22 protein-coding genes are annotated in these 26,443 nt (G+C 69.2%); 16 read left to right on the top strand and 6 right to left on the bottom strand.

Features of this window, described 5'->3' with window-relative positions:
• The first annotated feature begins 3 nt into the window (after window positions 1–3).
• From murG to ACIRQP_RS01375, 8 genes are all read left to right on the top strand, one after another.
• The gene (gene murG / locus ACIRQP_RS01410) at window positions 4–1,098 is read left to right on the top strand and encodes an undecaprenyldiphospho-muramoylpentapeptide beta-N-acetylglucosaminyltransferase (protein WP_403881592.1); all 1,095 of its coding nucleotides are present in this window, start codon (window positions 4–6) and stop codon (window positions 1,096–1,098) included.
• Window positions 1,099–1,120: 22 nt separating this feature from the next.
• Complete coding sequence (locus tag ACIRQP_RS01405) at window positions 1,121–1,924, top strand: cell division protein FtsQ/DivIB (RefSeq protein WP_403881590.1); 804 nt, start codon at window positions 1,121–1,123, stop codon at window positions 1,922–1,924.
• Between the two features lie 276 nt (window positions 1,925–2,200).
• Window positions 2,201–3,415 (top strand): cell division protein FtsZ, encoded by a 1,215-nt coding sequence (ftsZ, locus tag ACIRQP_RS01400; protein ID WP_403881586.1) that lies wholly within the window; start codon window positions 2,201–2,203, stop codon window positions 3,413–3,415.
• Window positions 3,412–4,140, top strand: coding sequence for a peptidoglycan editing factor PgeF (gene pgeF / locus ACIRQP_RS01395; RefSeq protein WP_403881582.1), 729 nt, complete (start codon window positions 3,412–3,414; stop codon window positions 4,138–4,140). The genes ftsZ and pgeF overlap by 4 nt, the downstream gene beginning before the upstream one ends.
• A 7-nt stretch (window positions 4,141–4,147) precedes the next feature.
• Window positions 4,148–4,867, top strand: a complete 720-nt coding sequence (locus ACIRQP_RS01390) for a YggS family pyridoxal phosphate-dependent enzyme (RefSeq protein ID WP_403881579.1) — start codon at window positions 4,148–4,150, stop codon at window positions 4,865–4,867.
• 123 nt (window positions 4,868–4,990) lie between these two features.
• Window positions 4,991–5,602: a cell division protein SepF gene (locus ACIRQP_RS01385; RefSeq protein WP_403881576.1), complete on the top strand. Its 612-nt coding sequence runs from the start codon at window positions 4,991–4,993 to the stop codon at window positions 5,600–5,602.
• Window positions 5,603–5,693: 91 nt separating this feature from the next.
• Complete coding sequence (locus ACIRQP_RS01380; RefSeq protein WP_030353517.1) at window positions 5,694–5,990, top strand: YggT family protein; 297 nt, start codon at window positions 5,694–5,696, stop codon at window positions 5,988–5,990.
• A gap of 49 nt (window positions 5,991–6,039) precedes the next feature.
• Window positions 6,040–7,275: a DivIVA domain-containing protein gene (locus ACIRQP_RS01375; protein ID WP_403881573.1), complete on the top strand. Its 1,236-nt coding sequence runs from the start codon at window positions 6,040–6,042 to the stop codon at window positions 7,273–7,275.
• A 199-nt stretch (window positions 7,276–7,474) separates the two neighbouring features.
• Here ACIRQP_RS01375 and ileS read toward each other — a convergent pair whose 3' ends face one another.
• Window positions 7,475–10,639, bottom strand: a complete 3,165-nt coding sequence (gene ileS / locus ACIRQP_RS01370; RefSeq protein ID WP_403882109.1) for an isoleucine--tRNA ligase — start codon at window positions 10,637–10,639, stop codon at window positions 7,475–7,477.
• Window positions 10,640–11,220: 581 nt separating this feature from the next.
• On the opposite strand from ileS, the gene ACIRQP_RS01365 reads away from it, so the two are divergent.
• From ACIRQP_RS01365 to ACIRQP_RS01345, 5 genes are all read left to right on the top strand, one after another.
• Complete coding sequence (locus ACIRQP_RS01365; protein WP_403881570.1) at window positions 11,221–12,045, top strand: TraR/DksA family transcriptional regulator; 825 nt, start codon at window positions 11,221–11,223, stop codon at window positions 12,043–12,045.
• A 60-nt stretch (window positions 12,046–12,105) separates the two neighbouring features.
• Window positions 12,106–12,666: a signal peptidase II gene (gene lspA, locus ACIRQP_RS01360; protein ID WP_403881568.1), complete on the top strand. Its 561-nt coding sequence runs from the start codon at window positions 12,106–12,108 to the stop codon at window positions 12,664–12,666.
• Window positions 12,667–12,683: 17 nt separating this feature from the next.
• Window positions 12,684–13,625, top strand: coding sequence for an RluA family pseudouridine synthase (locus ACIRQP_RS01355; protein WP_403881565.1), 942 nt, complete (start codon window positions 12,684–12,686; stop codon window positions 13,623–13,625).
• Window positions 13,622–14,107 (top strand): GNAT family N-acetyltransferase, encoded by a 486-nt coding sequence (locus ACIRQP_RS01350; RefSeq protein ID WP_403881562.1) that lies wholly within the window; start codon window positions 13,622–13,624, stop codon window positions 14,105–14,107. The genes ACIRQP_RS01355 and ACIRQP_RS01350 overlap by 4 nt, the downstream gene beginning before the upstream one ends.
• Before the next feature lie 143 nt (window positions 14,108–14,250).
• Window positions 14,251–15,837: a Na+/H+ antiporter gene (locus tag ACIRQP_RS01345; RefSeq protein ID WP_403881559.1), complete on the top strand. Its 1,587-nt coding sequence runs from the start codon at window positions 14,251–14,253 to the stop codon at window positions 15,835–15,837.
• 14 nt (window positions 15,838–15,851) lie between these two features.
• Here ACIRQP_RS01345 and ACIRQP_RS01340 read toward each other — a convergent pair whose 3' ends face one another.
• Window positions 15,852–17,078 (bottom strand): mechanosensitive ion channel family protein, encoded by a 1,227-nt coding sequence (locus ACIRQP_RS01340; RefSeq protein WP_403881556.1) that lies wholly within the window; start codon window positions 17,076–17,078, stop codon window positions 15,852–15,854.
• Between the two features lie 43 nt (window positions 17,079–17,121).
• Between ACIRQP_RS01340 and ACIRQP_RS01335 the strand changes: the two genes are divergently transcribed.
• The gene (locus tag ACIRQP_RS01335; protein WP_403881553.1) at window positions 17,122–17,691 is read left to right on the top strand and encodes a dienelactone hydrolase family protein; all 570 of its coding nucleotides are present in this window, start codon (window positions 17,122–17,124) and stop codon (window positions 17,689–17,691) included.
• A 93-nt stretch (window positions 17,692–17,784) separates the two neighbouring features.
• Here the strand turns inward: ACIRQP_RS01335 and ACIRQP_RS01330 are convergent, their stop codons facing one another.
• From ACIRQP_RS01330 to ACIRQP_RS01320, 3 genes are all read right to left on the bottom strand, one after another.
• Complete coding sequence (locus ACIRQP_RS01330; RefSeq protein WP_403881550.1) at window positions 17,785–18,600, bottom strand: DsbA family protein; 816 nt, start codon at window positions 18,598–18,600, stop codon at window positions 17,785–17,787.
• 52 nt (window positions 18,601–18,652) lie between these two features.
• Window positions 18,653–19,336: a hypothetical protein gene (locus tag ACIRQP_RS01325; protein ID WP_403881547.1), complete on the bottom strand. Its 684-nt coding sequence runs from the start codon at window positions 19,334–19,336 to the stop codon at window positions 18,653–18,655.
• A gap of 93 nt (window positions 19,337–19,429) precedes the next feature.
• The gene (locus ACIRQP_RS01320; protein WP_403881544.1) at window positions 19,430–20,770 is read right to left on the bottom strand and encodes a DUF2252 domain-containing protein; all 1,341 of its coding nucleotides are present in this window, start codon (window positions 20,768–20,770) and stop codon (window positions 19,430–19,432) included.
• 234 nt (window positions 20,771–21,004) lie between these two features.
• On the opposite strand from ACIRQP_RS01320, the gene dnaE reads away from it, so the two are divergent.
• Window positions 21,005–24,544 (top strand): DNA polymerase III subunit alpha, encoded by a 3,540-nt coding sequence (gene dnaE, locus ACIRQP_RS01315; protein WP_403881541.1) that lies wholly within the window; start codon window positions 21,005–21,007, stop codon window positions 24,542–24,544.
• 95 nt (window positions 24,545–24,639) lie between these two features.
• On the opposite strand, the gene ACIRQP_RS01310 is transcribed toward dnaE, so the two are convergent.
• A complete protein-coding gene (locus tag ACIRQP_RS01310; RefSeq protein ID WP_403881538.1) occupies window positions 24,640–24,819 on the bottom strand; it encodes a hypothetical protein in 180 nt (59 codons plus the stop codon).
• Window positions 24,820–25,064: 245 nt separating this feature from the next.
• Here ACIRQP_RS01310 and ACIRQP_RS01305 point away from each other — a divergent pair, with 245 nt between their 5' ends.
• A complete protein-coding gene (locus ACIRQP_RS01305) occupies window positions 25,065–26,354 on the top strand; it encodes an NYN domain-containing protein (RefSeq protein WP_403881535.1) in 1,290 nt (429 codons plus the stop codon).
• Window positions 26,355–26,443: the final 89 nt, after the last annotated feature.

Here is a 26,443-nt window from a genome sequence, read left to right as displayed (position 1 = left end):
TCGGTGCATGTCGTACTCGCCGGTGGGGGGACCGCCGGCCACATCGAGCCCGCGCTCGCCCTCGCGGACGCCCTGCGCAGGCAGGACCCCACCGTGGGGATCACGGCCCTCGGCACGGAGCGCGGACTGGAGACCAGGCTCGTACCGGAGCGGGGGTACGAGCTGGGCCTGATCCCCGCCGTACCGCTGCCGCGCAGACCCACGCCCGAACTGATCACCGTCCCCGGGCGGCTGCGCGGCACGATCAAGGCCGCCGAGCAGATCCTGGAGCGCACCAAGGCGGACTGCGTGGTGGGCTTCGGCGGCTATGTCGCGCTGCCCGGCTATCTGGCCGCGAAACGGCTCGGGGTGCCGATCATCGTCCATGAGGCCAACGCCAGGCCCGGACTGGCCAACAAGATCGGCTCGCGGTACGCGGCCGGTGTGGCCGTCTCCACCCCGGACAGCAAGCTGCGCGGTGCCCGGTACATCGGCATCCCGCTGCGCCGCACCATCGCGACCCTCGACCGGGCCCGCGTACGCCCCGAGGCGCGCGCGGCGTTCGGCCTCGACCCCAATCTGCCGACGCTGCTCGTCTCCGGCGGCTCCCAGGGCGCGCGCCGGCTCAACGAGGTGATTCAGCAGATCGCTCCGGTGCTCCAGCGCTCCGGAATCCAGATCCTGCACGCGGTCGGTCCGAAGAATGAAATGCCGCGCGTGGACAACATGCCCGGAATGCCGCCCTATATCCCGGTACCGTATGTGGACCGGATGGACCTCGCGTACGCCGCGGCCGACATGATGCTCTGCCGCGCGGGCGCGATGACCGTCGCCGAACTCTCCGCCGTCGGACTGCCGGCCGCCTACGTACCGCTGCCGATCGGCAACGGTGAACAGCGGCTCAACGCCCAGCCGGTGGTGAAGGCCGGCGGTGGACTGCTGGTCGACGACGCCGAACTGACCCCCGAGTGGGTCCAGAGCCATGTGCTCCCGGTGCTCGCCGATCCGCACCGGCTGTACGAGATGTCCCGCGCGGCCTCCGAGTTCGGCCGCCGGGACGCCGATGATCTGCTCGTAGGAATGGTGTACGAGGCGATCGCCGCACGCCGTCGGGCGTAGCGGCGCAGGGAGGCAGGGGAGCGTGGCCGGACCGACGATCGCAGAGCGTGGTGCCCGACCGCGGTCGGAGTCCGGCCGCCCCGACGAGGGGCCGCCGGGCCGCCGGTTCGGGCTCCCCCGCCTCCGTCTCTCTTCCCGTGTGCTGATCGCGCTCATCGCCGCGGTCGTGCTGATCGCGGGCGGGATCTGGGCGCTGTACGGCTCCTCGTGGATGCGGGTCGAGAAGGTGAGGGCCTCGGGCACCGATATGCTCACCCGCGCCGAGGTCGAGGCCGCGGCCGCGGTGCCGGTCGGGGCTCCGCTGATTTCCGTCGACACGGACGGGATTGAGGCGCGGCTGCGCCGGAAGCTGCCCCGTATCGATTCGGTCGAGGTGGTCCGTTCATGGCCGAACGGCATCGGGCTGAAAGTGATCGAGCGAAAGCCCGCGCTGCTTCTTAAAAAGGGAGCAAAGTTCATCGAAGTGGACGCCGGGGGCGTGCGTTTCGCCACCGTGGAGAAGGCCCCCAAGGATGTCCCCCTCCTCGAATTGACGGTGGAGCGGTCCGCCGGAACACAACGCTTCGGAACGGAGCGGCTGATGCGCGAAGCGGTACGGGTCCGCGCCGAACTGCCGGGGAAAGTGGCCGGGGACATCAAGGTCGTACGGGTCCGTTCGTACGACTCGATCTCCGTGGAGCTGACCGACGGCCGTACGGTGATGTGGGGAAGCGGAGAGGACGGTACGGCCAAGGCGCGTGCGCTCACCGCTCTCATGAAAGCCGTCCCCAGGGCGGGGCACTTCGATGTGAGCGCACCCACCGCGCCTGCGGCGTCGGGGAGTTGACGGGCATATGTGCTGGCCAGCACCCTGGTTGGTCAGCGCTATGGGTGATCACATAGGGTGAAAAGAAAAACGGGAGGTTCGGCGTGTTCGTTGAACGTCCGCCACTTGTCGACTTAGTGTCCTGTTCGGAAGAGTCCAAGAAGCGGACACACTGGTAACCCTGAACTTCAACGTGAGGGTTTGGGTCGGCGTTTCGGACCGTCCCATCGGCATCAGTCGTCGCGGCGCCACATCAGCGAAGCGACGACACGTAACTCGAGGCGAGAGGCCTTCGACGTGGCAGCACCGCAGAACTACCTCGCAGTCATCAAGGTCATCGGTGTCGGCGGCGGTGGTGTCAATGCCATCAACCGAATGATCGAGGTCGGCCTCAAGGGCGTCGAGTTCATCGCGATCAACACCGACGCACAAGCCCTGTTGATGAGCGACGCCGACGTCAAGCTCGACGTCGGCCGCGAACTCACCCGGGGCCTCGGCGCCGGAGCCAACCCGGCAGTCGGCCGCAAGGCGGCAGAGGACCACCGCGAGGAGATCGAGGAGGTCCTCAAGGGGGCCGACATGGTCTTCGTCACCGCCGGCGAGGGCGGCGGCACCGGCACCGGCGGCGCGCCCGTCGTCGCCAACATCGCCCGCTCGCTCGGCGCCCTCACGATCGGCGTGGTCACCCGCCCGTTCACCTTCGAGGGCCGCCGCCGCGCGAACCAGGCGGAGGACGGCATCGCCGAACTCCGTGAAGAGGTCGACACCCTCATCGTCATCCCCAACGACCGGCTGCTGTCCATCTCGGACCGCCAGGTCAGCGTCCTCGACGCGTTCAAGTCCGCGGACCAGGTGCTGCTGTCGGGTGTCCAGGGCATCACCGACCTCATCACCACCCCCGGCCTGATCAACCTCGACTTCGCCGACGTCAAGTCCGTGATGTCCGAGGCGGGCTCCGCGCTCATGGGTATCGGCTCGGCCCGCGGCGACGACCGCGCGGTGGCCGCCGCCGAGATGGCGATCTCCTCGCCGCTCCTCGAAGCGTCCATCGACGGCGCCCGCGGCGTCCTGCTCTCCATCTCCGGCGGTTCCGACCTCGGTCTCTTCGAGATCAACGAGGCGGCGCAACTGGTCAGCGAGGCCGCCCATCCCGAGGCCAACATCATCTTCGGCGCCGTCATTGACGACGCCCTGGGCGACGAGGTACGGGTCACCGTGATCGCGGCCGGCTTCGACGGCGGACAGCCGCCGACCCGGCGCGAGACCGTACTCGGCGCGGGCTCCGCGAAGCGCGACGAGCAGCCGGCGCCCTCCCGGTCCTCGGACACCGTCCGGTCCTCGGGCGGACTGGGCACCGTACCGCCGCGTGAGGACCGCCCGGTCAAGTCCGAGTCTGTTCCCCCGGTCAACGAGAAGCCGCTCTCCCCGGTGAACCCGCCGCAGGTTCCCCCGGCCCGTCCCTACCAGGACAGCCAGGCCGAGGAACTGGATGTCCCGGACTTCTTGAAGTGATACGACAGCACGAACCACGGAGCGGCGCGCACTTCGCCTTCACCGACCGGTGGGGCGGGGTGAGCGCCGTTCCGTACGATCAGCTCAACCTCGGCGGCGCGGTCGGCGACGACCCCGGAGCCGTACGCGCCAACCGTGAACTCGCCGCGAAGTCCCTGGCGCTCGACCCCGCGCGGGTCGTCTGGATGAACCAGGTGCACGGCCGTGATGTGGCCGTCGTCGAAGGGCCGTGGACGAGCGCGGACACCCCGGCCGTCGACGCGATCGTCACGCTACGGCGCGGACTGGCACTCGCCGTACTCACCGCGGACTGCGTTCCGCTGTTGCTGGCCGACCCGGTCGCCGGGATCGTGGCCGCCGCCCACGCGGGCCGTCCCGGTCTGGTCGCCGGGATCGTACCGGCCGCCGTCGAGGCGATGATCACACTCGGCGCGGAACCGTCCCGGATCACCGCCCGTACCGGACCGGCCGTCTGCGGACGCTGCTACGAAGTCCCGGCGCGGATGCGGGACGAGGTCGCCGCCGTCGTACCGGAAGCCCGCTCCGAGACCAGCTGGTCCACCCCGGCCGTGGATGTCGTCGCCGGGGTCCACGCACAGCTCGACGCGCTCGGGGTCAGGGACCGGCAGCGCTCGGCGGTCTGCACACTGGAGTCGGACGACCACTATTCGTATCGCCGCGACCGCACCACCGGACGGCTCGCCGGCTATGTCTGGCTGGACTGATAAGCACATGAAGGACCGGAAGACCGAACTCGCCGCGAATCTGGCGATGGTGGAGGAACGTATCTCCTCCGCCTGCGCCGCGGCCGGGCGCGCGCGGGACGAGGTGACCCTGATCGTGGTCACCAAGACCTACCCCGCCGGCGATGTCCGGCTGCTCCATGAACTCGGCGTACGGCACGTCGCCGAGAACCGTGATCAGGATGCCGCACCCAAGGCCGCCGCCTGCGCGGATTTGTCGCTGACCTGGCACTTTGTTGGTCAATTGCAGACGAACAAGGCCCGTTCCGTAGCCAGTTACGCCGAAGTCGTGCAGTCTGTCGACCGGATCAAGCTCGTTTCCGCGCTCTCCGCCGCGGCGGTGCGCGCGGAGCGTGAGCTGACCTGTCTGATTCAGGTCGCCCTCGACGCCGAATCCGGCGAACGCGGTGCGCGGGGCGGCACGGCACCCGACGGAATTGAGGAGTTGGCCACAGTGGTGGCCGGTGCACCAGGACTGCGGCTCGGCGGTCTGATGACCGTGGCGCCGCTCGCCGGACCGTACGCGGGACGGCAACAGGCGGCGTTCGAGCGGCTGCTGGAATTCTCATCACGCCTGCGCGCGGACCATCCGGCTGCGAACATGGTCTCAGCAGGGATGAGTGCGGACCTTGAGGATGCCGTGAAGGCCGGTGCGACACATGTACGCGTCGGTACGGCGGTACTCGGAGTCCGACCCAGCCTCGGGTAACGTCGCGAAGCAAGTCGGACCACAGCAGAAAATATGGTCATTTCGCCAAAAAGCGGACAGACCTAGTGGATCGCGGGCACTTGGTGACGAGGCCGATCCACCACAGAGCGGAGGACTCAGAGCATGGCCGGCGCGATGCGCAAGATGGCGGTCTACCTCGGCCTCGTGGAGGACGATGGGTACGACGGCCGGGGCTTCGACCCCGACGATGATTTCGAACCCGAGCCGGAGCCCGAACGGGAACACCGGCGTCACCAGCCCGTGCGTCAGCAGGAGCGGGAAGAGCCGGTGCGGGTGCCTCAGCCGCCCGCGCAGCGTGAGCGCGAGCCGGTGTCGCTAGCGGTAGAAAGTGGACGTCCCGCCCGAATCGCCCCCGTGGCGTCCATCACACCTGAACGTCCGAGCCTGGAGAAGAACGCACCGGTGATCATGCCCAAGGTCGTGTCCGAGCGGGAGCCCTACCGCATCACCACACTGCACCCGAGGACCTACAACGAGGCCCGTACTATCGGGGAACACTTCCGCGAGGGCACTCCAGTGATCATGAACTTGACCGAGATGGACGACACCGATGCGAAGCGACTTGTCGACTTTGCCGCGGGACTTGTCTTCGGTCTCCATGGCAGCATTGAGCGAGTGACCCAGAAGGTGTTCCTGCTGTCTCCTGCTAACGTCGATGTCACGGCGGAGGACAAGGCCCGCATCGCAGAGGGCGGGTTCTTCAACCAGAGCTAGGAAGCAGCACCGGGAACGACCCGGTCGCACGGCGGGAACGGCCCGGCGAGCGGCCGGACCACAGTGAGCCAGGGGAGAGGGAAGCAGCGGGATGGGCGTCGCACTACAGGTGGTTTACATCGCGCTGATGTGCTTCCTCATCGTGCTTATTTTCCGGTTGGTCATGGACTACGTCTTCCAGTTCGCCCGCTCATGGCAGCCCGGCAAGGCGATGGTGGTCGTTCTGGAGGCCACCTACACTGTCACCGATCCACCGCTCAAGCTTCTGCGGCGGTTCATTCCGCCGTTGCGTCTCGGGGGCGTGGCACTCGACCTGTCCTTCTTCGTTCTGATGATCATCGTTTACATCCTGATCTCGCTTGTGAGCAACCTGGCGAGGGGAATGTGAACGATACGGTCTTGCCGACTGCCGACGACTACGTAGAGGTGAAGTAGAGATGCCGTTGACCCCTGAGGACGTGCGGAACAAGCAGTTCACGACCGTCCGCCTCCGAGAAGGCTACGACGAGGACGAGGTCGATGCCTTTCTCGACGAGGTCGAGGCCGAACTGACCCGCCTGCTCCGCGAGAACGAGGATCTGCGCGCCAAGCTGGCCGCCGCCACGCGTGCCGCCGCGCAGAACCAACAGCAGCAGGGTATGCGGAAGCCTCCCGAACAGCAGGAACGGCCGGGTGCCCCGGTACCCGCCGCCATATCCGGACCGCCGCCGCAGCAGCAGCCCCCGCAGATGGGTCCCCCCCAGCTGCCCGGTGGTGCTCCGCAGCTGCCCGCGGGTCCGAGCGCGCACGGCCACGGCCCCGGTCCGCAGGGTCATGACCCGCGGGGCCAGCACGGCCCCGGCCCGATGCAGGGCGGCCCCATGCAGCAGGGCGGCCCCATGCAGCAGGGCGGTCCGATGCAGGGCGGTCCCATGCAGCAGGGTGGCCCCATGGGCCAGGGCGGTCCGATGCAGGGCGGTCCCATGCAGCAGGGCGGTCCCATGGGTGGACCGATGGGCGGCCCCATGGGCGGCCACGGCCCGGGGATGCAGCAGCCCGGTCAGGGCCCCGGCGGCGACAGCGCCGCGCGGGTCCTCTCGCTCGCCCAGCAGACCGCCGACCAGGCGATCGCCGAGGCGCGCTCCGAGGCCAACAAGATCGTCGGCGAGGCGCGCAGCCGTGCCGAGGGTCTGGAACGGGACGCGCGCGCCAAGGCGGACGCCCTGGAGCGGGACGCGCAGGAGAAGCACCGCGTGGCGATGGGCTCCCTCGAGTCCGCGCGCGCGACGCTGGAGCGCAAGGTCGAGGACCTGCGCGGCTTCGAGCGCGAGTACCGTACGCGGCTGAAGTCCTACCTGGAGAGCCAGCTGCGTCAGCTGGAGACCCAGGCCGACGACTCGCTGGCCCCGCCGCGGACCCCGGCGACCGCTTCGCTGCCGCCGTCGCCGTCCATGGCTCCGGCCGGTGCGGGCGCGATGGGACACAGCATGGGTGGCAACCCGTCCATGGGCGGATCCATGGGTGGGTCCATGGGGGGCCACACGCCCTCGCCCGGTCCGTCGTACGGCGGTCAGCAGCAGATGTCGCCGGCGATGACCCAGCCGATGGCGCCGGTGCGGCCGCAGGCGCCGCAGCCGATGCAGCAGGCACCGTCGCCGATGCGGGGCTTTCTGATCGACGAGGACGACAACTGACGGGCGGCGTGCGCGCGACCAGCGCGTAGCCGTCGGCAGGCTGAGGGGCTGGGCCCGGGGTTCTTACCTCGGGCCCAGCCCCTTTCCGTGGGCGGGCGCGGTGGCCGGCGCGGCTTCGCGGCGTCGGCGTCCGTACTGAGCCGGGAACGGCCCGGCCTGGGGATGCCGGGGCCGGGCCGTCCAGGGGAGGGGAGGCGGGTCAGATCTTGCGCAGCCGGAACGTGAGCGACAGGCCCTCGTCCGTGAAGGGGGCGCCGTACGCGTCGTCCGCTTCCGCGTCGTCCGCTTCGCCCGTGGCGAAGTCCGTCGCGAGGACCTCCTCGGAGATCAGCGGGGCGTGGGCCGTCAGGGCCTCCGTGGTGGACGGGGACGACGCCGTCCAGCGCACCGCGATGCGGTCCGCCACGTCGAGACCGCTGTTCTTGCGGGCCTCCTGGATGAGGCGGATCGCGTCACGGGCCAGGCCCGCCAGGCGCAGTTCCGGGGTGATCTCCAGATCCAGGGCGACCGTCGCGCCGGAGTCCGAGGCGACCGACCAGCCCTCGCGCGGGGTCTCCGTGATGATCACCTCGTCGGGGGCGAGCGCGATCGGCTCGCCGTCCACGGTCACCGTGGCCGTACCGTCGCGCAGGGCGGCGGACAGGGCCGCCGCGTCCGCCTCGGCGACGGCCTTGGCCACCGCCTGGACGCCCTTGCCGAAGCGCTTGCCCAGCGCGCGGAAGTTCGCCTTGGCCGTGGTGTCGACCAGCGAGCCGCCCACCTCGGAGAGCGTCGCCAGCGAGGAGACGTTCAGCTCCTCGGTGATCTGGGCGCGCAGCTCGGGGGAGAGGTCCTCGAAGCCCGTCGCCGCGATCAGCGCGCGGGACAGCGGCTGGCGGGTCTTCACGGCCGACTCGGCGCGCGTCGCGCGGCCCAGCTCGACCAGCCTGCGTACCAGCGTCATCTGCCGCGAGAGCACCGGATCGATCGCCGTGAGGTCGGCCTGAGGCCAGCCGGTCAGATGGACCGACTCCTCCGCCTCGGCCGTCACCGGCACGATCATGTCCTGCCAGACCCGCTCGGTGATGAACGGGGTCAGCGGGGCCATCAGCCGCGTGACCGTGTCGACCACCTCGTGCAGTGTGCGCAGCGCCGCCTTGTCGCCCTGCCAGAAGCGGCGGCGCGAGCGGCGTACGTACCAGTTGGAGAGATCGTCGACGAAGGCCGAGAGCAGCTTGCCGGTGCGCTGGGTGTCGTACGCCTCCATGGCCTGCGTGGTCTGGTCGACCAGCGCGTGCAGCTCGCTCAGCAGCCAGCGGTCGAGCAGCGGGCGGTCGGCCGGCGCCGGATCGGCCTCGCTGGGCGCCCAGTTGGAGGTGCGCGCGTACAGGGCTTGGAAGGCGATGGTGTTCCAGTAGGTGAGGAGCGTCTTGCGGACGACCTCCTGGATCGTGCCGTTGCCGACCCGTCGGGCCGCCCACGGGGAGCCGCCGGCCGCCATGAACCAGCGCACCGCGTCCGCGCCGTGCTGATCCATCAGCGGGATCGGTTGGAGGGTGTTGCCCAGGTGCTTGGACATCTTGCGGCCGTCCTCGGCGAGGATGTGGCCGAGGCAGACCACGTTCTCGTACGACGACTTGTCGAAAACCAGCGTGCCGACGGTCATCAGCGTGTAGAACCAGCCGCGCGTCTGGTCGATCGCCTCCGAGATGAACTGCGCCGGGTAGCGCTTCTCGAAGAGGTCCTTGTTCTTGTACGGGTAGCCCCACTGCGCGAACGGCATCGAACCCGAGTCGTACCAGGCGTCGATGACCTCGGGGACCCGGACGGCCTCCAGCGAACAGCCCTCCGTGGGGCAGCCGAACGTGACCTCGTCGATGAACGGGCGGTGCGGGTCCAGCGCCGACTGGTCGGTGCCCGTCAGCTCGCTCAGCTCCGCGCGGGAGCCCACGCACGTCAGATGGTTGTCCTCGCAGCGCCAGATCGGCAGCGGGGTACCCCAGTAGCGGTTACGGGACAGCGCCCAGTCGACGTTGTTGTTCAGCCAGTCCCCGTACCGGCCGTGCTTGACCGACTCCGGAATCCAGTTGGTCTTCTCGTTCTCCTCCAGCAGCCGGTCCTTGATGGCCGTCGTACGGATGTACCAGGACGGCTGCGCGTAGTAGAGGAGCGCGGTGTGGCAGCGCCAGCAGTGCGGGTAGCTGTGCTCGTAGGGCACATGGCGCAGCAGCAGCCCGCGCTCGCGCAGGTCCTCGGTCAGCGCTTCGTCCGCCTTCTTGAAGAAGACCCCGCCGACCAGCGGGACGCTCTCCTCGAACGTGCCGTCGGGACGGACCGGGTTCACGACCGGAAGGCCGTACGCGCGGCAGACCTTGAGGTCGTCCTCGCCGAAGGCCGGGGACTGGTGGACCAGACCCGTACCGTCCTCGGTCGTGACGTACTCGGCGTTGACGACGTAGTGCGCCTCGGTCCCGTCCGGGAAGTCGATCAGCGTGAAGGGGCGGTCGTACGTCCAGCGCTCCATCTCGCGGCCGGTGAACGACTCGCCGGTGGCCTCCCACCCCTCGCCCAGCGCCTTCTCCAGCAGCGGGCGGGCGACGACGAGCTTCTCCTCGCCGTTCGTCGCGACGACGTAGGTGACGTCGGGGTGCGCGGCGACGGCGGTGTTCGAGACCAGCGTCCAGGGGGTGGTTGTCCAGACCAGCAGCGCCGCCTCGCCCGCGAGCGGTCCCGAGGTGAGCGGGAAGCGGACGAAGACCGAGGGGTCGACGATCGTCTCGTACCCCTGCGCCAGTTCATGGTCGGACAGGCCCGTCTGGTCGCGGGGACACCAGGGAGCGACGCGGTAGTCCTGGACCAGCAGGCCCTTGTTGAAGATCTCCTTCAGCGACCACCAGACGGAGTCGACGTACTCCGGGTCCATCGTGCGGTACGCGTCGTCCAGATCGACCCAGTACCCCATGCGGGTCGTCAGCTCGGCGAAGGCGTCGGTGTGGCGGGTGACGGACTCGCGGCACTTGGCGTTGAACTCCGCGATGCCGTACGCCTCGATGTCCTTCTTGCCGGTGAAGCCCAGCTCCTTCTCGACGGCCAGCTCCACGGGCAGGCCGTGGCAGTCCCAGCCGGCCTTGCGGGCGACGTGGTAGCCGCGCATGGTGCGGAAGCGCGGGAAGACGTCCTTGAAGACACGGGCTTCGATGTGGTGCGCGCCCGGCATGCCGTTGGCGGTGGGCGGTCCCTCGTAGAAGACCCACTCGGGGCGGCCCTCGGACTGTTCGAGGCTCTTGTCGAAGACCTTGCTCTCGCGCCAGAAATCGAGCACGGCGTGTTCCAGCGCGGGCAGGTCGACCTGGGCGGGCACCTGGCGGTACTGGGGCGGGGTCACTGGTGTCATGGGGCGCTTCCTCCGGCGGAACTGCGGCATCTCCGTCGGAGGGACGAGAGCAGTGCTCCCGCGGTACCACCCTCCTTGGCCCCGGGCGTGCGCCGCCCGCGGCCCCCTCATTGGGGTCGCGCTGCCGGTTCTACTCGCTCCGGTCGGACCGGGGCTTTCTTCCGGCGGCTCCGGGGTGATGCTTCACATCGCGCTCTGCCCCCGGGCTCTCACCGTCCCCGGGTCGCTCATGGCCGCGTACGACGCTACTCGTCCCCATCCACGCCTCTCGCTCGGCCCAGTGTACGGGGCCGAGCGAGGCGCGGCCGACCGGTTTTCGCGGGGAGCGCCGTACGGCCGAACGTATGACCCGAATGGTTATACCGGCCCTGGTGGGCTCGGCGGCGGCTCGGTGGTGGCCCACCGGCGGATTACCGGGCGGCGAGCTGGGCACAACGGAGGCAGGCTGGTCTTGTTCACCGACGTGGGGAGGGTCGATCCGGCGGCGTGCCCCGTTGCCGCGGCGCTGGGGTCGATTTATCGTCCCAGCACGATTCGCGAGCAAGATCACCCTATGTGAAGGGGCCGCGGCCATGGTGGCGAAGAAGACCGCCGCGAAGAAGACGACCGCGGCGGAACCGGCGACCGAGAGCGCGGCCAGGACCACGGCGAAGGCCACGGCGAAGAAGGCACCGGCCAAGAAAGCACCGGCCAAGAAGGCCACGGCGAAGAAAGCGGCCAAGAAGGCATCGGCCAGGAAAGCACCGGCGAAGAAGTCCGCGGCGAAGAAAGCGGCCAAGAGGGCACCGGCCAAGAAGGCGGTGCCCGGCCGGGCGGCCGTCGGTGAGACCGCGAAGAAGGCCGCGTCCGCGGCCGAGGGGGCGGCCCAGGCCGCGGAACAGACGGGAGCCAGCACGGTGGGAGCGAAGAAGACCGCGGGCGGCGGGGGTACGGCGGCCGGCCGGCGTGAATCGGGGGCCGCGACGGCGGTCCCCACCGCGCGCGCCGCCGCCACACCCCCGGAGGAGCTGGCCGTACGGCCGGGCGAGGATCCCTGGACGCCGGAGGAGGTCGCGGCGGCCCGCGCCGTGCTGGAGAGCGAGTCGGCCAGACTGCGCGCCGAGATCACTTCGTCCGAGACCGCGCTGGCCGGGCTGATGCGGGACTCCGGGGACGGCGCCGGTGACGACGACGCGGACACCGGCACGAAGAACATCACGCGCGAGCACGAGATGTCGCTCGCCGCCAACGCCCGCGAGATGCTGGAGCAGACCGAGCGGGCGCTCCAGCGGCTCGACGCCGGTACGTACGGGTTGTGCGAGGTCTGCGGAAAGCCGATCGGCAAGGCCAGGATGCAGGCGTTTCCACGAGCCACGCTCTGTGTGGAGGACAAGCAGAAGCAGGAACGTCGGGGCTGAACGCGTACGCGTGTGCCGTACGCTCGTCCTCAGTCAGGTACCTAGGGTTGAGGGACTCACGTGGCAGAGGCGGAGCGCATCATCGGTACGCCGGAGGTTGACGACGAGGCCGCGGCTGCCGCCGAGCAGCCCAGAGGGAAGCGCAAGATCGTCGCCCTCTTCGCCGTGGCCGTGGTGGCTTATCTGCTGGACCTCAGCAGCAAGATGCTCGTGGTGTCCAGGCTGGAGCACCACGAGCCGATCGAGGTGATCGGCGATCTGCTGAAGTTCGAGGCGATCAGGAACCCGGGCGCAGCGTTCGGTATCGGCGAGGCGTTCACGGTGATCTTCACGTGTATCGCGGCGGCCGTGATCGTGGTGATCGCCAGGCTGGCCCGCAAGCTCTACAGCCTGCCCTGGGCGATCGCGCTGGGTCTGCTGCTCGGTGGCGCGCTGGGCAATCTCACCGACCGGATCTTCCGTGCGCCCGGCGTCTTCCAGGGCGCCGTGGTCGACTTCATCGCGCCCGCGCACTTCGCGGTCTTCAACCTCGCCGACTCCGCGATCGTCTGCGGCGGCATCCTCATCGTGCTGCTGTCGTTCCGGGGCCTCGACCCCGACGGGACCGTCCACCGGGACTGACAAGGCATACTCGACGGGTGAGCTTTCCCGAGATCAGAACGCTGCCCGTGCCCGATGGCCTGGAGGGCGAGCGCGTCGACGCCGCTATCGCCCGTATGTTCGGGTTCTCCCGTACGAAGGCGGCCGAGCTGGCCGCCTCCGGGAAGGTCCAGGTCGACGGCGCCGTCGTCGGGAAGTCCGAGCGTGTGAACGGCGGGGCCTGGCTGGAGGTCGAGATGCCGCTGGCCGCCGTCCCGGTGCAGATCGTGGCCGAGCCCGTCGAGGGCATGGAGATCGTGCACGACGACGACGACATCGTGGTGATCGTCAAGCCGGTCGGTGTCGCCGCGCATCCCAGCCCCGGCTGGAGCGGTACGACCGTCATCGGCGGTCTGGCCGCCGCCGGCTACCGCATCTCCACCTCCGGGGCGGCCGAGCGGCAGGGCATCGTGCACCGGCTGGACGTCGGGACCTCCGGGCTGATGGTGGTGGCCAAGTCGGAGCGCGCGTACACCCTGCTCAAGGCGCAGTTCAAGGAGCGGGTCGTCGACAAGCGCTACCACGCGCTGGTGCAGGGCCACCCGGACCCGATGAGCGGGACCATCGACGCCCCCATCGGCCGCCATCCGAACCACGACTACAAGTGGGCGGTCACCGCCGAGGGCAAGCCGTCGGTGACGCACTACGACCTGATCGAGGCGTTCCGGTCGGCCTCGCTGCTGGACATCAAGCTGGAGACGGGCCGTACGCACCAGATCCGGGTGCACATGTCCGCCCACCGCCACCCCTGCGTGGGCGATCTGACCTACGGCGCCGATCCGACGCTGGCCAAGCGGCTGGGGCTGACGCGGCAGTGGCTGCACGCCGTACGGCTCGGCTTCGAGCACCCGTCGGACGGGCGGTGGGTGGAGTACTCCAGCGGCTACCCCGACGATCTCCGGAGCGCGCTGGACAAGGTCAGAGCGGAGAGCAACGGATGACCGCGGGCGAGGCCGGCTCCGGCTTCCTGGTGCGGATAGCGACCGGACCGGCGGACGTCGCGGCGTGCTTCGCGGTCCGCAAGGAGGTCTTCGTCGTCGAGCAGCGGGTCTCCGAGGACATCGAGTACGACGGCCGTGACGAGCGGGCGCTCCAGTTGCTCGCGGTCCGCGAGGACGGGACGCCGCTGGGCACGGCGCGGCTGCTGTACGGGCCCGAGGCCGCCGACCGGACCGGCGGGGACCCGTCCGTCGGTTCGCTGGGAAGGCTGGCGGTCGTCGCGTCGGCCCGTGGCCTCCGTATCGGCGTGGCGCTGGTACGGGCCGTCGAGGACGCGGCCCGCGAACGCGGCCTCACGGTGGTGGACCTGCACGCGCAGTCGCACGCGCTGGGCTTCTACGAGCGGCTGGGTTACGCGGCGTACGGCGCCGAATTCCAGGACGCGGGCATCACGCACCGGTCGATGCGGCGGACGCTCTCCTGACGGGTTGTTCCCTCAGCGGGCGGAGCCGCTTCCGTGGCGTCTTTCAGCCACCCCCTGGGGGGATTCGGACAGCGTGCGTGGCAGGCTGGAGCCCCTGATCACCGACGTCTGCCGTAAGGCTTTCGATCACCGGAGGGCCTCACGTGGACCAGTTGGCGCTGCTGCTCGTGCTGTTGCTCGGCGCGGTGGTCACGGTGCCGCTCGGGGAGCGGCTGGGGCTGCCCCCGCCGGTGCTGATGACCCTGGCGGGGATCGTCCTGGCGCTGCTGCCGTTCGTACCGAACGTTCAGGTGCCGCCGGACTTTATCCTTCCGCTTCTGCTGCCACCCCTGCTGTACGCCGCCGTACAGCGCACCTCCTGGCGGCAGTTCGCGGCGAATGTGCGCCCTATCCTGCTGCTCGCGGTCGCGCTGGTCTTCGTGACGACGGCGGTCGTCGCGGCGGTGGCCAACTCCATCGTGCCCGGACTGCCGATCGCCGCCGCGGTCGCGCTCGGCGCGCTGGTCGCCCCGCCCGATCCGGTGGCCGCGACCGCTGTCGCGGGCTCTCTCGGACTGCCCCGGCGGCTGGTCTCGATCCTGGAGGGCGAGGGGCTCTTCAACGATGTCACCGCGATCGTGCTCTATCACGTGGCGATCGCCGCGGCCGTCAGCGGAACGTTCTCCTGGCCGAGCGCGGTCGGTTCGCTCGTCCTGTCCGCGGTGGTCGCCGTGGCGGTGGGGCTCGCGCTCGGCTGGATCTCCAACAAGCTGATGTCGCTGCTCGGGGACGCGACGCTGCAGATCGGACTCTCGCTGCTGGTGCCGTTCGTCAGCTATGTGCTGGCGGAGGAGCTGCACGGCTCGGGTGTGCTCGCCGTCCTGACCACCGCGCTCTTCCTGGCCACGCACACGGCGGACGCCGACGACGTGATGGGGCGGCTGGCCGGCAACTCCTTCTGGCAGATCGTCGACACCCTGGTGACCGGCGTCGCCTTCGGTCTGATCGGGCTGGAGCTCCACAACGCCTTCGGCGCGACCGGCGGCCACGCGGCCGAGATGCTCGGCTGGGGCGCGGCGGTCATCGTGGTCGTCGTGGTCGTACGGCTGCTGTGGCTGCTGCCGGCGACCTGGCTGGCCAAGCGGATGCACAAGCTCCGCGACTACGACGAGGAGATCCCGACCAGCTGGCGCGAGACCGTGGTCATATGGTGGGCCGGGATGCGCGGGGTGGCCTCGGTCGCCCTGGCGCTGGCGATCCCGCTGAAGACCGACAGCGGCGAGCCGTTCCCCGGTCGCGCGGAGATCATCTTCATCGCGTTCGCGGTCATCATGGCCACCCTCGTCATCCAGGGTCTGACCCTGCCCTGGCTGGTGCGCAGGCTCGGCGTACGGGCGGACACGGACGCGGAACGCGAGCTGGAGCACTCGCTCGCGATCCGCGCCGCCAAGGCGGCCAAGCGCCGGCTCAAGGAGATCGAGGAGGTCGAGGATCTGCCGGAGGAGATCAGCGAGCGGCTCCTGCGCGGCGCGGGCGACATCGGGGTGCGGATCAGCCCCGATCTGATCGATGACGAGCGGCGTGAGTGGGTCACCAAGCGAGTGGAGCGCCTCAGGACTGTCTCGCGCATTCAGCGCGAGATGATGTCGGCGGCCCGCCACGAGGTGCTCTCGGCCCGCAATGAGCCGGGCTCGAACCCCGAGATCGTGGACCGCGTCCTGCGCCATCTGGACGTACGCAGCATGCGCTGAGCGCGTGCGCGGTCTCAGCCGCGGCTCGTGCGGGGCCGCTCGGTGTCCTGGTCGACCTCGGTGTCCTGGCCGTTCCCGGTGTTCTCGTGGTCCGCACCGCGGTCCCGCGTCTCACCCGTCTCGCGTTCGTTGCGTTCAGTCCGTTCGGTCCGTTCAGGCCGTGCGGTCCGCTCGGCGGCCAGCGGGCTCCGGCCGCGCGGGAGAAGCCCGTGGGCGAGATCCGTCGAGATCCTCGGCAGCGCGTACGGATGGTTCTCCACCAGCCAGACGATCAGCTGCTCCCGTACCGCGCAGCGCACCGTCCAGATGTCGTCCGCGTCCTTGGCCGTGACCACGGCGCGCACCTCCATCGTGGTGGTGGCGGTGTCGGTCACCGCCAGACTCCAGGCCCTGCCGTCCCAGGCCGGGCAGGCCAGCAGGATCTCGTGGAGCCTCTCGCGCATCGGCTCCATCGGGGCCGAGTGATCCAGCTGGAAGAGGACGGTGCCGGTCATCTGGACCCCGCCGCGCGACCAGTTCTCGAAGGGCTTGCTGGTGAAGTACGACACCGGCATCGTGATGCGCCGCTCGTCCCAGGTCCGTACGGCGAGGAAGGTGAGCGTGACCTCCTCGACCACGCCCCACTCGCCGTCCACCACCACCGTGTCGCCGATCCGCACCATGTCCCCGAACGCGATCTGGAAGCCCGCGAAGAGATTGCCGAGCGTGGACTGCGCGGCGACACCGGCGACGATGCCGATGATGCCCGCGGAGGCCAGGATCGAGGTGCCGATGGCCCGCATATCGGGGAAGGTGAGCAGGATCGCCGCCGCCGCGACCACCGCGACGACCGCCGTCACGATCCGCATGATCAGCGTCACCTGCGTACGGACCCGGCGGATCCGGGCCGCGTCCCGGGTCGAGGCCGCGTAGCGGGCGTACGTGGACTCCACCGCCGCCGAGACGATCCGTATCACCAGCCAGGCACCGGCGCCGATGAGCACCAGCGAGAGCGCCCGGCCGATCCCGTCGTGATGGTTCTCGATGATCCGCCACCGGGTCTGCCGGAACGAACCGCGCAGCAGGGCCGTGAGCAGGACCACCTGGAGCGGCAGTCGGCAGCGCCGCAGCAGCCCCCACAGCGGGGTCTCCGGGTTCCGGCCGTCCGCGCGGCGCAGCACCAGATCGACGGCCCAGCCGAGCGCGAGCGTCAGCAGCACCGAGCCGCCGAGCACGAGAAGTGGGCGCAGTACGTTCTCCATGGCTCCCTCGTCGGGTTCCGATACGGGCTGGCAGGATGGCCGGATGGACATCATCCTCTTCCATTCCGTCCACGGTCTGCGCCCGGCCGTGCACGCCGCGGCGGACCGGCTGCGTGCCGCCGGGCACCAGGTGCGCGTGCCCGACCTCTTCGAGGGCCGAACCGCGACCTCTGTGGAGGAGGGTACGGCCCTGAAGGACGAGATCGGCAAGGACGAACTGCTGCGCCGCGCGGTGCTGGCCGCCGCGCCGTACTCGGAACGCGGTCTGGTGTACGCGGGCTTCTCGCTCGGCGGCTCGATCGCGCAGAATCTGGCGCTCGGCGACAGCAGGGCGCGCGGGCTGCTGCTGTTGCACGGTACGTCCGACATCGCGGAGAACGCGTCCGTGGACGACCTGCCCGTACAACTGCATGTCGCGGATCCGGACCCGTTCGAGACGCATGACTGGCTGACCGCCTGGTACTTGAAGATGCGGCAGGCCGGGGCCGATGTGGAGATCTACCGCTACCCGGGGGCAGGGCATCTCTACACCGACCCCGATCTGCCGGACTACGACGAGGCGGCTGCCGAGGAGACCTGGCGGACCGGGCTCGCCTTCATCGACTCGCTCTGAGGTCGCGCCGGGGCCCGCTCCGAGGTCGCGCCGAGGACCGGGTGCCGGTCGGCGGACGGGCTGCCCCCCGTCCGGACCGGGCGGTTCTCCTCGTCAGCCCTTGAGGGCCCGGGTGACCGCCGCGTTGAACTCCGCCACCGTCATGGGCGGGTTCTCGCTGCCCTCGGCGGTGAGCTTCTTGCCGTCCAGCTTCAGCGTCGGGGTGCCGCTCACCCCGCTCTTGTCGAAGGCGGCGGACATCTTCATCGCCCAGGCGTCGTACGTACCGTCCGTGACGTTCTTCTGGAACGCCTTGTTGCCCTTGAGCGCGCTCACCGAGTCCGCCACCTGGATCAGATAACTGTCCTTGGCGAACTTGTCGTTGGTCTCCTCGGGGTGGAACTTCGTCGAGTAGAGCGCGGTCTTGTACTGGAGGAACGCCTCGGGGCTCACATTGAGCGCCGCGCCCAGCGCCGACAGGGCGTTCTTCGAGCCGGTGCCGTTGTCGGAGTTGTCGATGAAGGTCGCGCCGACATACTTGATCTTGAACTCGCCGGAGTCGACGCCGTTCTGGACGGTCTCGCCGACCGTCTGCTCGAAGGACGCGCAGACCGGGCAGCGGGAGTCCTCGAACAGTTCCAGCGTGTTCTTGGCGTCCGCCTTGCCGATGACGACGGTCGTACCGTTCGTGCCCTCGGTGTTCTTCGGGGCGACGACGGACGTCTCGTCCTTCACCGCCTCCCAGTGCGAGGGCTTGTTGGACTGGACGACGGCGTAGCCCACGCCGCCGGCTATCGCGAGGACCACGACGGCCGAGCCGAGGACGACGAGCTGGCGGCGGACCCTGTCCTTCGTCGCCTGCCGCTCGCGCTCCTCGCGCAGCCGTTCGCGGGCCGCCGCCTTGTTGGCCTGGTTGTTGCGTGCGCTCATGATGATTCACTCCGTGTGATGACGTAACTGCTGCTGGGGGACGGGGCGTGGCTCAGACAGAGCTGAGCGCGAGGCGCGGCGGCCCCCGCCGTCCTACGGAGTGCACGAGAAGGCGGGTACGGGACGGCCGCGGGCGGCCCGCCGGGCGCGGCCCGCGCCGTACGGCCCGGCGGACCGTGCCCGCCGCCGCGACGGCGATCAGCAGCGGGCGGAAGGCGCAGGCGCCCGCCGCCCGGACCAGCCGGGACAGCGCGGACTCGCCGTGCCGCAGCCAGAACGCGGCGAGCAGCCCGATCGCGACATGGGCGGCCAGCAGCAGCCAGGGCAGAGCCGGGTCGGGTGAGTTCAGCAGGGCGGCCGGGGTGCCCTCGGGGGAGACCACGCCGGGCAGCGGCGTACCGAAGGCTCCCCCGCACAGGACATCGAGGCCGACCGAGCGCAGCGGCCCCGCGATGGGGCCGCCGGCCGGGCCGTAACAGACGTTCTGACCGCTGGTGAAGACGGTGTCCGCGGCCAGTTCGAGCGGGACGAGCAGGGCCGCGATCCGCCAGAAGCCCCGCTCGCGGCCCGCCGCCGCGTAGGCGACCAGAAACACTACGACGCTGAGCGCGGCGACGACGCTCAGCGGCAGCGGGGCGCGGGACAGCAGCACGTGCGAGCCCGCGGACAGTGTCACGACCAGTGCCGTGAACAGTGCTGCCCGCGCCGCCCTGAGCCGCGTCCCTGATATGTCCATCGTCGCCGAGTGTGCCATGCGTCCCTGTAAGCGGTCCTTAAGGATCCGTCCCGTCCGTCCAGCGTCCAGGCGGACGGCGGGTCTCAGCCGGTCTCAGGCCAGCCGGCCGTTGCGGAACAGGTCGACGAAGATCTGGTGATCGGCCCTGGCCCGCGCCCCGTACGCGTGCGCGAAGTCCACCAGCAGCGCGCCGAAGCCCTCCTCGTCGGCCGCGATCGCCGCGTCGATGGAGCGTTCCGTGGAGAACGGCACCAGCGAGTGGCCGCTCTCGTTGTCCGCCGCCGCGTGCATCGTGGCCGTCGCGCGGCCGAGGTCGGCGACGACCGCCGCGATCTCCTGCGGGTCGTCCAGATCCGACCAGTCCAGATCCACGGCGTACGGCGAGACCTCCGCCACCAGCTGCCCCGTCCCGTCCAGCTCGGTCCAGCCGAGCCACGGGTCGGCATGGGCCTGGAGGGCCCGCTGCGAGATCACCGTGCGATGGCCCTCGTGCTGGAAGTACTCCCGCACGGTCCGGTCGGTGACATGCCGCGAGACCGCCGGGGTCTGCGCCTGCTTCATATAGATCACGACATCGTTCTCCAGGGCGTCGCTGTTGCCCTCCAGCAGGATGTTGTACGAGGGCAGCCCCGCGGAGCCGATACCGACGCCGCGCCGTCCCACGACATCCTTCACGCGGTACGAGTCGGGGCGGGTCAGGCTGGACTCGGGCAGGGTCTCCAGATAGCCGTCGAAGGCCGCGAGGATCTTGTAACGGGTGGCGGCGTCCAGCTCGATGGAACCGCCGCCCGGTGCGAAGCGGCGCTCGTACTCCCGGATCTCGGTCATCGAGTCGAGCAGCCCGAAGCGGGTCAGCGAGCGGGCCGAGCGCAGGGCGGCGAGCAGCGGGCCCTGTGCCGTGTCCAGGGTGAAGGGCGGGACCTCGTCGTTCTTGGCGCCGGTGGCCAGCGCGTGGATCCGCTCGCGGTAGGCGCCCGCGTAGATCGCCACCAGTTCGGTGATCTGCTCGTCGCTGAGCGCCTTGGTGTAGCCGATCAGGGCGAGGGAGGCGGCGAAGCGCTTCAGGTCCCAGGTGAAGGGGCCGACGTACGCCTCGTCGAAGTCATTGACGTTGAAGATCAGCCGGCCGTTGGCGTCCATGTACGTGCCGAAGTTCTCGGCGTGCAGATCGCCGTGGATCCACACCCGTCCGGTGCGCTCGTCGAGGAAGGGGCCGGTGACCCCGCCGGCCCTGCGCTCCCGCTCCAGGTCGTGGTAGAAGAGGCACGCCGTACCCCGGTAGAAGGCGAACGCGGAGGCCGCCATCTTCCGGAACTTCACCCGGAAGGCCGCTGGATCGGCCGCCAGAAGCTCACCGAACGCGGTGTCGAAAACGGCGAGGATCTCCTCGCCGCGCTGCTCATCAGCTGTTTCAACGGGTCGCGGGACCGACATCGCGGGGTGCCTCCTGGTGCATGACAGTGGAGTGAGGGGCCTCGTGCCCCTCGGAGTGGGCAACGGGTGACGCTACTCGCGAGTGCCCGCCGCTGTCAGTCCCGAGACGTAGACTTCGAGGCTGTCCCCCCGGACTGTGCGCAGCGCTGTGGGGCCCCGGGGTTGACCCCTGGAAAAGAACAGATTCACCCCTGGAAACCACACCGTGTCGTCCGCTCGCTGGAGGCCCTCGCCGTGACCAAGCCGCCGTTCACGCACCTGCATGTTCACACCCAGTACTCACTGCTGGACGGTGCCGCGCGGCTGGGGGACATGTTCAACGCCTGCAAAGAGATGGGCATGTCCCATATCGCGATGACGGACCATGGCAATCTGCATGGTGCCTACGACTTCTTCCATCAGGCGAAGAAGGCGGGGGTGACGCCGATCATCGGGATCGAGGCGTATGTGGCGCCGGAGTCGCGGCGCAACAAGCGGAAGATCCAGTGGGGGCAGCCGCATCAGAAGCGGGACGACGTGTCCGGCTCCGGCGGTTACACGCACAAGACGATCTGGGCGGCGAACCAGACAGGTCTGCACAATCTGTTCCGGCTGTCCTCGGACGCGTACGCGGAGGGCTGGCTCCAGAAGTGGCCTCGGATGGACAAGGAGACCATCGCGAAGTGGTCGGAGGGGCTGATCGCCTCGACCGGCTGCCCGTCGGGGGAGCTCCAGACGCGGCTGCGTCTCGGCCAGTTCGACGAGGCGCTGAAGGCGGCCTCCGAGTACCAGGACATCTTCGGCAAGGACCGGTACTTCCTGGAACTGATGGACCACGGCATCGAGATCGAGCGGCGCGTGCGGGACGGGCTGCTGGAGGTCGGCAAGAAGCTGGGGATCCCGCCGCTGGTCACGAACGACTCGCACTACACGTACGCGGGTGAGGCGACCGCGCACGACGCGCTGCTGTGCATCCAGACCGGCAAGAACCTCTCGGACCCGGACCGCTTCCGCTTCGACGGGACCGGCTACTACCTCAAGTCCACCGACGAGATGTACGCCGTGGACTCCTCCGACGCCTGGCAGGAGGGGTGTGCGAACACCCTGCTGGTCGCCGAGCAGATCAACACGGAGGGCTGGTTCCAGGAGCGGAACCTGATGCCCAAGTTCGATGTGCCCGAGGGCTTCACCGAAGTCACCTGGTTCCGTGAGGAGACGCTGCGCGGCATGGCCCGCCGCTACCCGAACGGCATCCCGGACGACCGGCTCAAGCAGGTCGAGTACGAGATGGGCATCATCATCGAGATGGGCTTCCCGGGGTACTTCCTCGTGGTTGCCGACTTCATCATGTGGGCCAAGAACAACGGCATCGCGGTCGGCCCCGGCCGTGGTTCCGCCGCCGGTTCGATCGTCGCGTACGCCATGGGCATCACCGACCTCGACCCGATCGAGCACGGTCTGATCTTCGAGCGGTTCCTCAACCCCGAGCGCATCTCCATGCCGGATGTCGACATCGACTTCGACGAGCGTCGGCGCGGTGAGGTGATCCGTTATGTGACGGAGAAGTACGGCGCCGACAAGGTCGCCATGATCGGCACGTACGGCAAGATCAAGGCGAAGAACGCGATCAAGGACTCGGCGCGGGTGCTGGGTTACCCGTACGCGATGGGCGACCGGCTCACGAAGGCGATGCCCGCCGATGTCCTCGGCAAGGGCATCGACCTCAACGGCATCACCGACCCCAAGCACCCCCGCTACGGCGAGGCGGGGGAGATCCGGGGGATGTACGAGAACGAGCCGGACGTGAAGAAGGTCATCGACACCGCGAAGGGTGTGGAGGGCCTGGTCCGGCAGATGGGTGTGCACGCGGCCGGCGTGATCATGTCGAGTGAGACCATCACCGATCATGTGCCGGTCTGGGTACGGCACACCGACGGGGTGACCATCACGCAGTGGGACTATCCGAGCTGTGAGTCGCTCGGCCTGCTGAAGATGGACTTCCTCGGCCTGCGGAACCTGACCATCATGGACGACGCCGTCAAGATGGTGAAGGCCAACAAGGGCATCGACCTCGACCTGCTCGCCCTGCCGCTGGACGACCCGAAGACCTACGAACTGCTCTGCCGCGGTGACACGCTCGGTGTCTTCCAGTTCGACGGCGGGCCGATGCGCTCACTGTTGCGTCTGATGAAGCCCGACAACTTCGAGGACATTTCCGCCGTCTCGGCCCTGTACCGGCCGGGCCCGATGGGCATGAACTCGCATACGAACTACGCGCTGCGCAAGAACGGCCAGCAGGAGATCACGCCGATCCACCCGGAGCTGGAGGAGCCTCTCAAGGAGGTCCTCGGCCTGACGCACGGCCTGATCGTGTACCAGGAGCAGGTGCAGAAGGCCGCTCAGATCATCGCGGGCTACTCGCTGGGCGAGGCCGACATCCTGCGCCGCGTGATGGGCAAGAAGAAGGCCGACGAACTGGCGAAGAACTTCGTCCTGTTCCAGGCCGGAGCCAAGAAGAACAACTACTCGGACGAGGCGATCCAGGCCCTGTGGGACGTGCTGGTCCCGTTCGCCGGATACGCGTTCAACAAGGCGCACTCCTCCGCGTACGGACTGGTCACGTACTGGACCGCGTATCTCAAGGCCAACCACCCCGCCGAGTACATGGCGGCGCTGCTCACCTCGGTGAAGGACGACAAGGACAAGTCGGCGGTCTACCTCAACGAGTGCCGACGCATGGGCATCAAGGTGCTGCCGCCCAATGTGAATGAGTCGCAGTCGAACTTCGCCGCGCAGGGTGACGATGTGATCCTGTTCGGTCTGACGGCGATCAGGAACGTCGGGCAGAACGTGGTGGATTCGATCATCCGGTGCCGTAAGGCGAAGGGGAAGTACGCGACGTTCCCCGACTTCCTCGACAAGGTCGAGGCCGTCGTCTGCAACAAGCGGACCGTCGAGTCACTGATCAAGGCCGGTGCCTTCGACGAGATGGGCCATACCCGCAAGGGGCTGGTCGCCCATCACGAGCCGATGATCGACAACGTGGTGCAGGTCAAGCGCAAGGAGGCCGAGGGGCAGTTCGACCTCTTCGGCGGGATGGGCGAGGAGGAGACCAGCGAGCCCGGCTTCGGACTCGACGTCGAGTTCTCGGACATCGAGTGGGACAAGTCGTATCTGCTCGCCCAGGAGCGGGAGATGCTCGGTCTGTACGTGTCCGACCATCCGCTCTTCGGTATCGAGCATGTCCTGTCCGACAAGTCCGACGCCGCGATCTCGCAGTTGACCGGCGGTGAGCACGCGGACGGCGCGGTGGTCACCATCGGCGGCATCATCTCCGGTCTCCAGCGGAAGATGACCAAGCAGGGCAACGCGTGGGCGATCGCGACGGTCGAGGATCTGGCCGGCTCCATCGAGTGCATGTTCTTCCCCGCGACGTATCAGCTGGTCTCCACGCAACTGGTCGAGGACACCGTCGTCTTCGTCAAGGGCCGGCTCGACAAGCGCGAGGACATCCCCCGCCTCGTCGCCATGGAACTCCAGGTCCCGGACGTGTCGTCGGCGGGCACCGACGCCCCCGTCACCATCACCATCCCGACGGTGAAGCTCACCCCGCCGATGGTCAGCAGGCTCGGTGAGATCCTCAGCCACCACCGGGGCAACTCCGAGGTGAGGATCAAGCTCCAGGGCGCCAGGAAGACCACGGTGCTCCGGCTCGACCGGCACCGCGTCCAGCCCGACCCGGCGCTCTTCGGTGACCTGAAGGTCCTGCTCGGCCCGGCCTGCCTGGCCGGATAGCCGGGGCCGTGCCTCGGTGAGGAGGCGGACGCGTATGGGGGGCATCCCAGCATGTGGGATGCCCCTCATACGGTTACGGACGGCGGGTGGTGGGGTCAGTTGTGGCCGAAACGCTTCTGCTTGCCCTTGTGGGCCGCATCCGTCGGCGTGATCCTCGACTGCACCTGCTCGGACCGGTCCTCCATCGACGAGGACTGCGACTCTTCGGTGCCACGCGCGGCGTCCGAGCGGGCGTGCTGCTTGTTGCTGCGATCCCGGTTCTTGTTCTTGGCCATGATGCTGCCTCCTGCCGGGGGTGTGGATGCCAGGCCGCGTCAAGCCTCACATAAGCCGCCAATCGCCGCATTTTGGATCATTGCCGTGTGTAGTGGCCCCTCGTCAGCGGCCTGATCGGCTCCGTATCGCCGAATACGCCACGCCGATGATCGAGTTCCGGACGTTAACCCTGTTGCCGTCGGGCAGACTCGAAGGAAACCCGCAGTAACTCCTGATCTCACGATCCCGAGGTTCCCGAAAGAAGGTGGAACACGTGGACCGCTGCGTCGTCCTGGTGGACGCCGGCTATCTGCTGGGCGCCGCCGCGAGTCTCCTCGCCGGAGAACCGGCCCGTTCCCGCATCACCGTCGACCACACCGCCCTCATTCAGGGCCTGCGAGAACGGGCCGAGGCCGATACGGAACAGCCGCTGCTCCGTATCTACTGGTTCGACGGCGCCCCCGACCGGGTTCCGCAACCCGAGCACCGACGGCTGCGGGTCATGCCGCGCGTCACCGTCCGGCTCGGTGCCCTCACCCGCAGTGACGGGCGCTGGGCACAGAAGGGCGTGGACGCGGCGATGCACGCGGAGCTGACGGAACTGGCCAGAAATCGCGCCTGCTCCGATGTCGTGCTGGTGACGGGGGACGGGGATCTGCTGCCCGGCCTGATGTCCGCGAAGGAGCATGGCGTCGCCGTCCATCTCTGGGCCGTGCAGGCCGCCGACGGCGACTACAACCAGTCCGAGGACCTGGTTGCCGAGGCCGACGAGCGACGTGTGCTCGACCGGGCCTGGATCACCAAGGCCGTACGGGCCAAGGACCTGGGCGGCGTCTGCGCGCCGCCGCCGGCGCCCCGGCCCGAGATCGCGGCGATTCTCTCGGCGCCGCTGCCCGAATCGGCGCTGGCCGCGTCCGCGGAACGGGCGGCGGAGGCGGAGGCGGCGGGTGGCGCGGGTGCCGCCTCCGGCGCCGGGCGGAACGGCTCGTCGTCGACGCCCGCCCCCGCGGGGACCGGTGCGGAACCCCATCCGGCCGGTACGGGCAGCAAGGGCGTGCCGACGCCCAAGGACCTGGCGGGGCTGCGCGGCCCCGGTGCCCCGACGCCGGGCCCGTCCGCACAGCATCCGGCGGGGGCGACGCTGCGGTGGTCCTCCGACAAGGGCTGGGTCGAGCGGCCGGGCAGCGGTACGGCGGGTGAACCGCCCGAGACAGCGTCGCTGCCGACGCTGGCGCAGCTGACCAGCGCGGAGCAGCGCTGGGCGGACCGGGAGGAGGACATCACCACGGTGGGAGGCGATCCCTTCGAGGTGGGGCAGGTGTTCGCGCGGCGCTGGATGGAACGGCTGCCGGAGGCGGGGCATGTGCAGAAGCTGTCCGTGATGTATCCGCGGATTCCGCACCGTATCGACGGGGAACTGCTGCGGTATGCGGCGCGGTTCGGTCTGCTGGCGCACAAGGACGACCAGATCGATGAGCACGACCGGTATGCGATCCGGGCGGGGTTCTGGCGGGAGATCGATGTGCGGGCGGCGGCGGATACGGCTTCGCCGTAGGTGTTTCGGGGGTACGGTGCGGTGCGCCGTCCGGCGGGTTGCGGTTGCGGTTGCGGTGCGGGGTGCGGGGTGCGGCGAGGGGTGCGGGT

Origin of the sequence: Streptomyces sp. NPDC102274 (assembly GCF_044766385.1) — a bacterium.
Taxonomy (GTDB): Bacteria; Actinomycetota; Actinomycetes; order Streptomycetales; family Streptomycetaceae; genus Streptomyces.
This window is presented reverse-complemented; position numbering and strand designations above follow the sequence as displayed.

Coding starts and splice junctions, on each gene's coding strand:
- ACIRQP_RS01380 (WP_030353517.1), top strand. CDS start 5,694: ATGGGCGTCGCACTACAGGTGGTTTACATCGCGCTGATGTGCTTCCTC.
- ACIRQP_RS01325 (WP_403881547.1), bottom strand. CDS start 19,336: ATGGACATATCAGGGACGCGGCTCAGGGCGGCGCGGGCAGCACTGTTC.
- ACIRQP_RS01375 (WP_403881573.1), top strand. CDS start 6,040: ATGCCGTTGACCCCTGAGGACGTGCGGAACAAGCAGTTCACGACCGTC.
- ACIRQP_RS01385 (WP_403881576.1), top strand. CDS start 4,991: ATGGCCGGCGCGATGCGCAAGATGGCGGTCTACCTCGGCCTCGTGGAG.
- ACIRQP_RS01390 (WP_403881579.1), top strand. CDS start 4,148: ATGAAGGACCGGAAGACCGAACTCGCCGCGAATCTGGCGATGGTGGAG.
- ACIRQP_RS01310 (WP_403881538.1), bottom strand. CDS start 24,819: ATGGCCAAGAACAAGAACCGGGATCGCAGCAACAAGCAGCACGCCCGC.
- ACIRQP_RS01320 (WP_403881544.1), bottom strand. CDS start 20,770: ATGTCGGTCCCGCGACCCGTTGAAACAGCTGATGAGCAGCGCGGCGAG.
- ACIRQP_RS01350 (WP_403881562.1), top strand. CDS start 13,622: ATGACCGCGGGCGAGGCCGGCTCCGGCTTCCTGGTGCGGATAGCGACC.
- ACIRQP_RS01365 (WP_403881570.1), top strand. CDS start 11,221: ATGGTGGCGAAGAAGACCGCCGCGAAGAAGACGACCGCGGCGGAACCG.
- ACIRQP_RS01340 (WP_403881556.1), bottom strand. CDS start 17,078: ATGGAGAACGTACTGCGCCCACTTCTCGTGCTCGGCGGCTCGGTGCTG.
- ACIRQP_RS01330 (WP_403881550.1), bottom strand. CDS start 18,600: ATGAGCGCACGCAACAACCAGGCCAACAAGGCGGCGGCCCGCGAACGG.
- ACIRQP_RS01335 (WP_403881553.1), top strand. CDS start 17,122: ATGGACATCATCCTCTTCCATTCCGTCCACGGTCTGCGCCCGGCCGTG.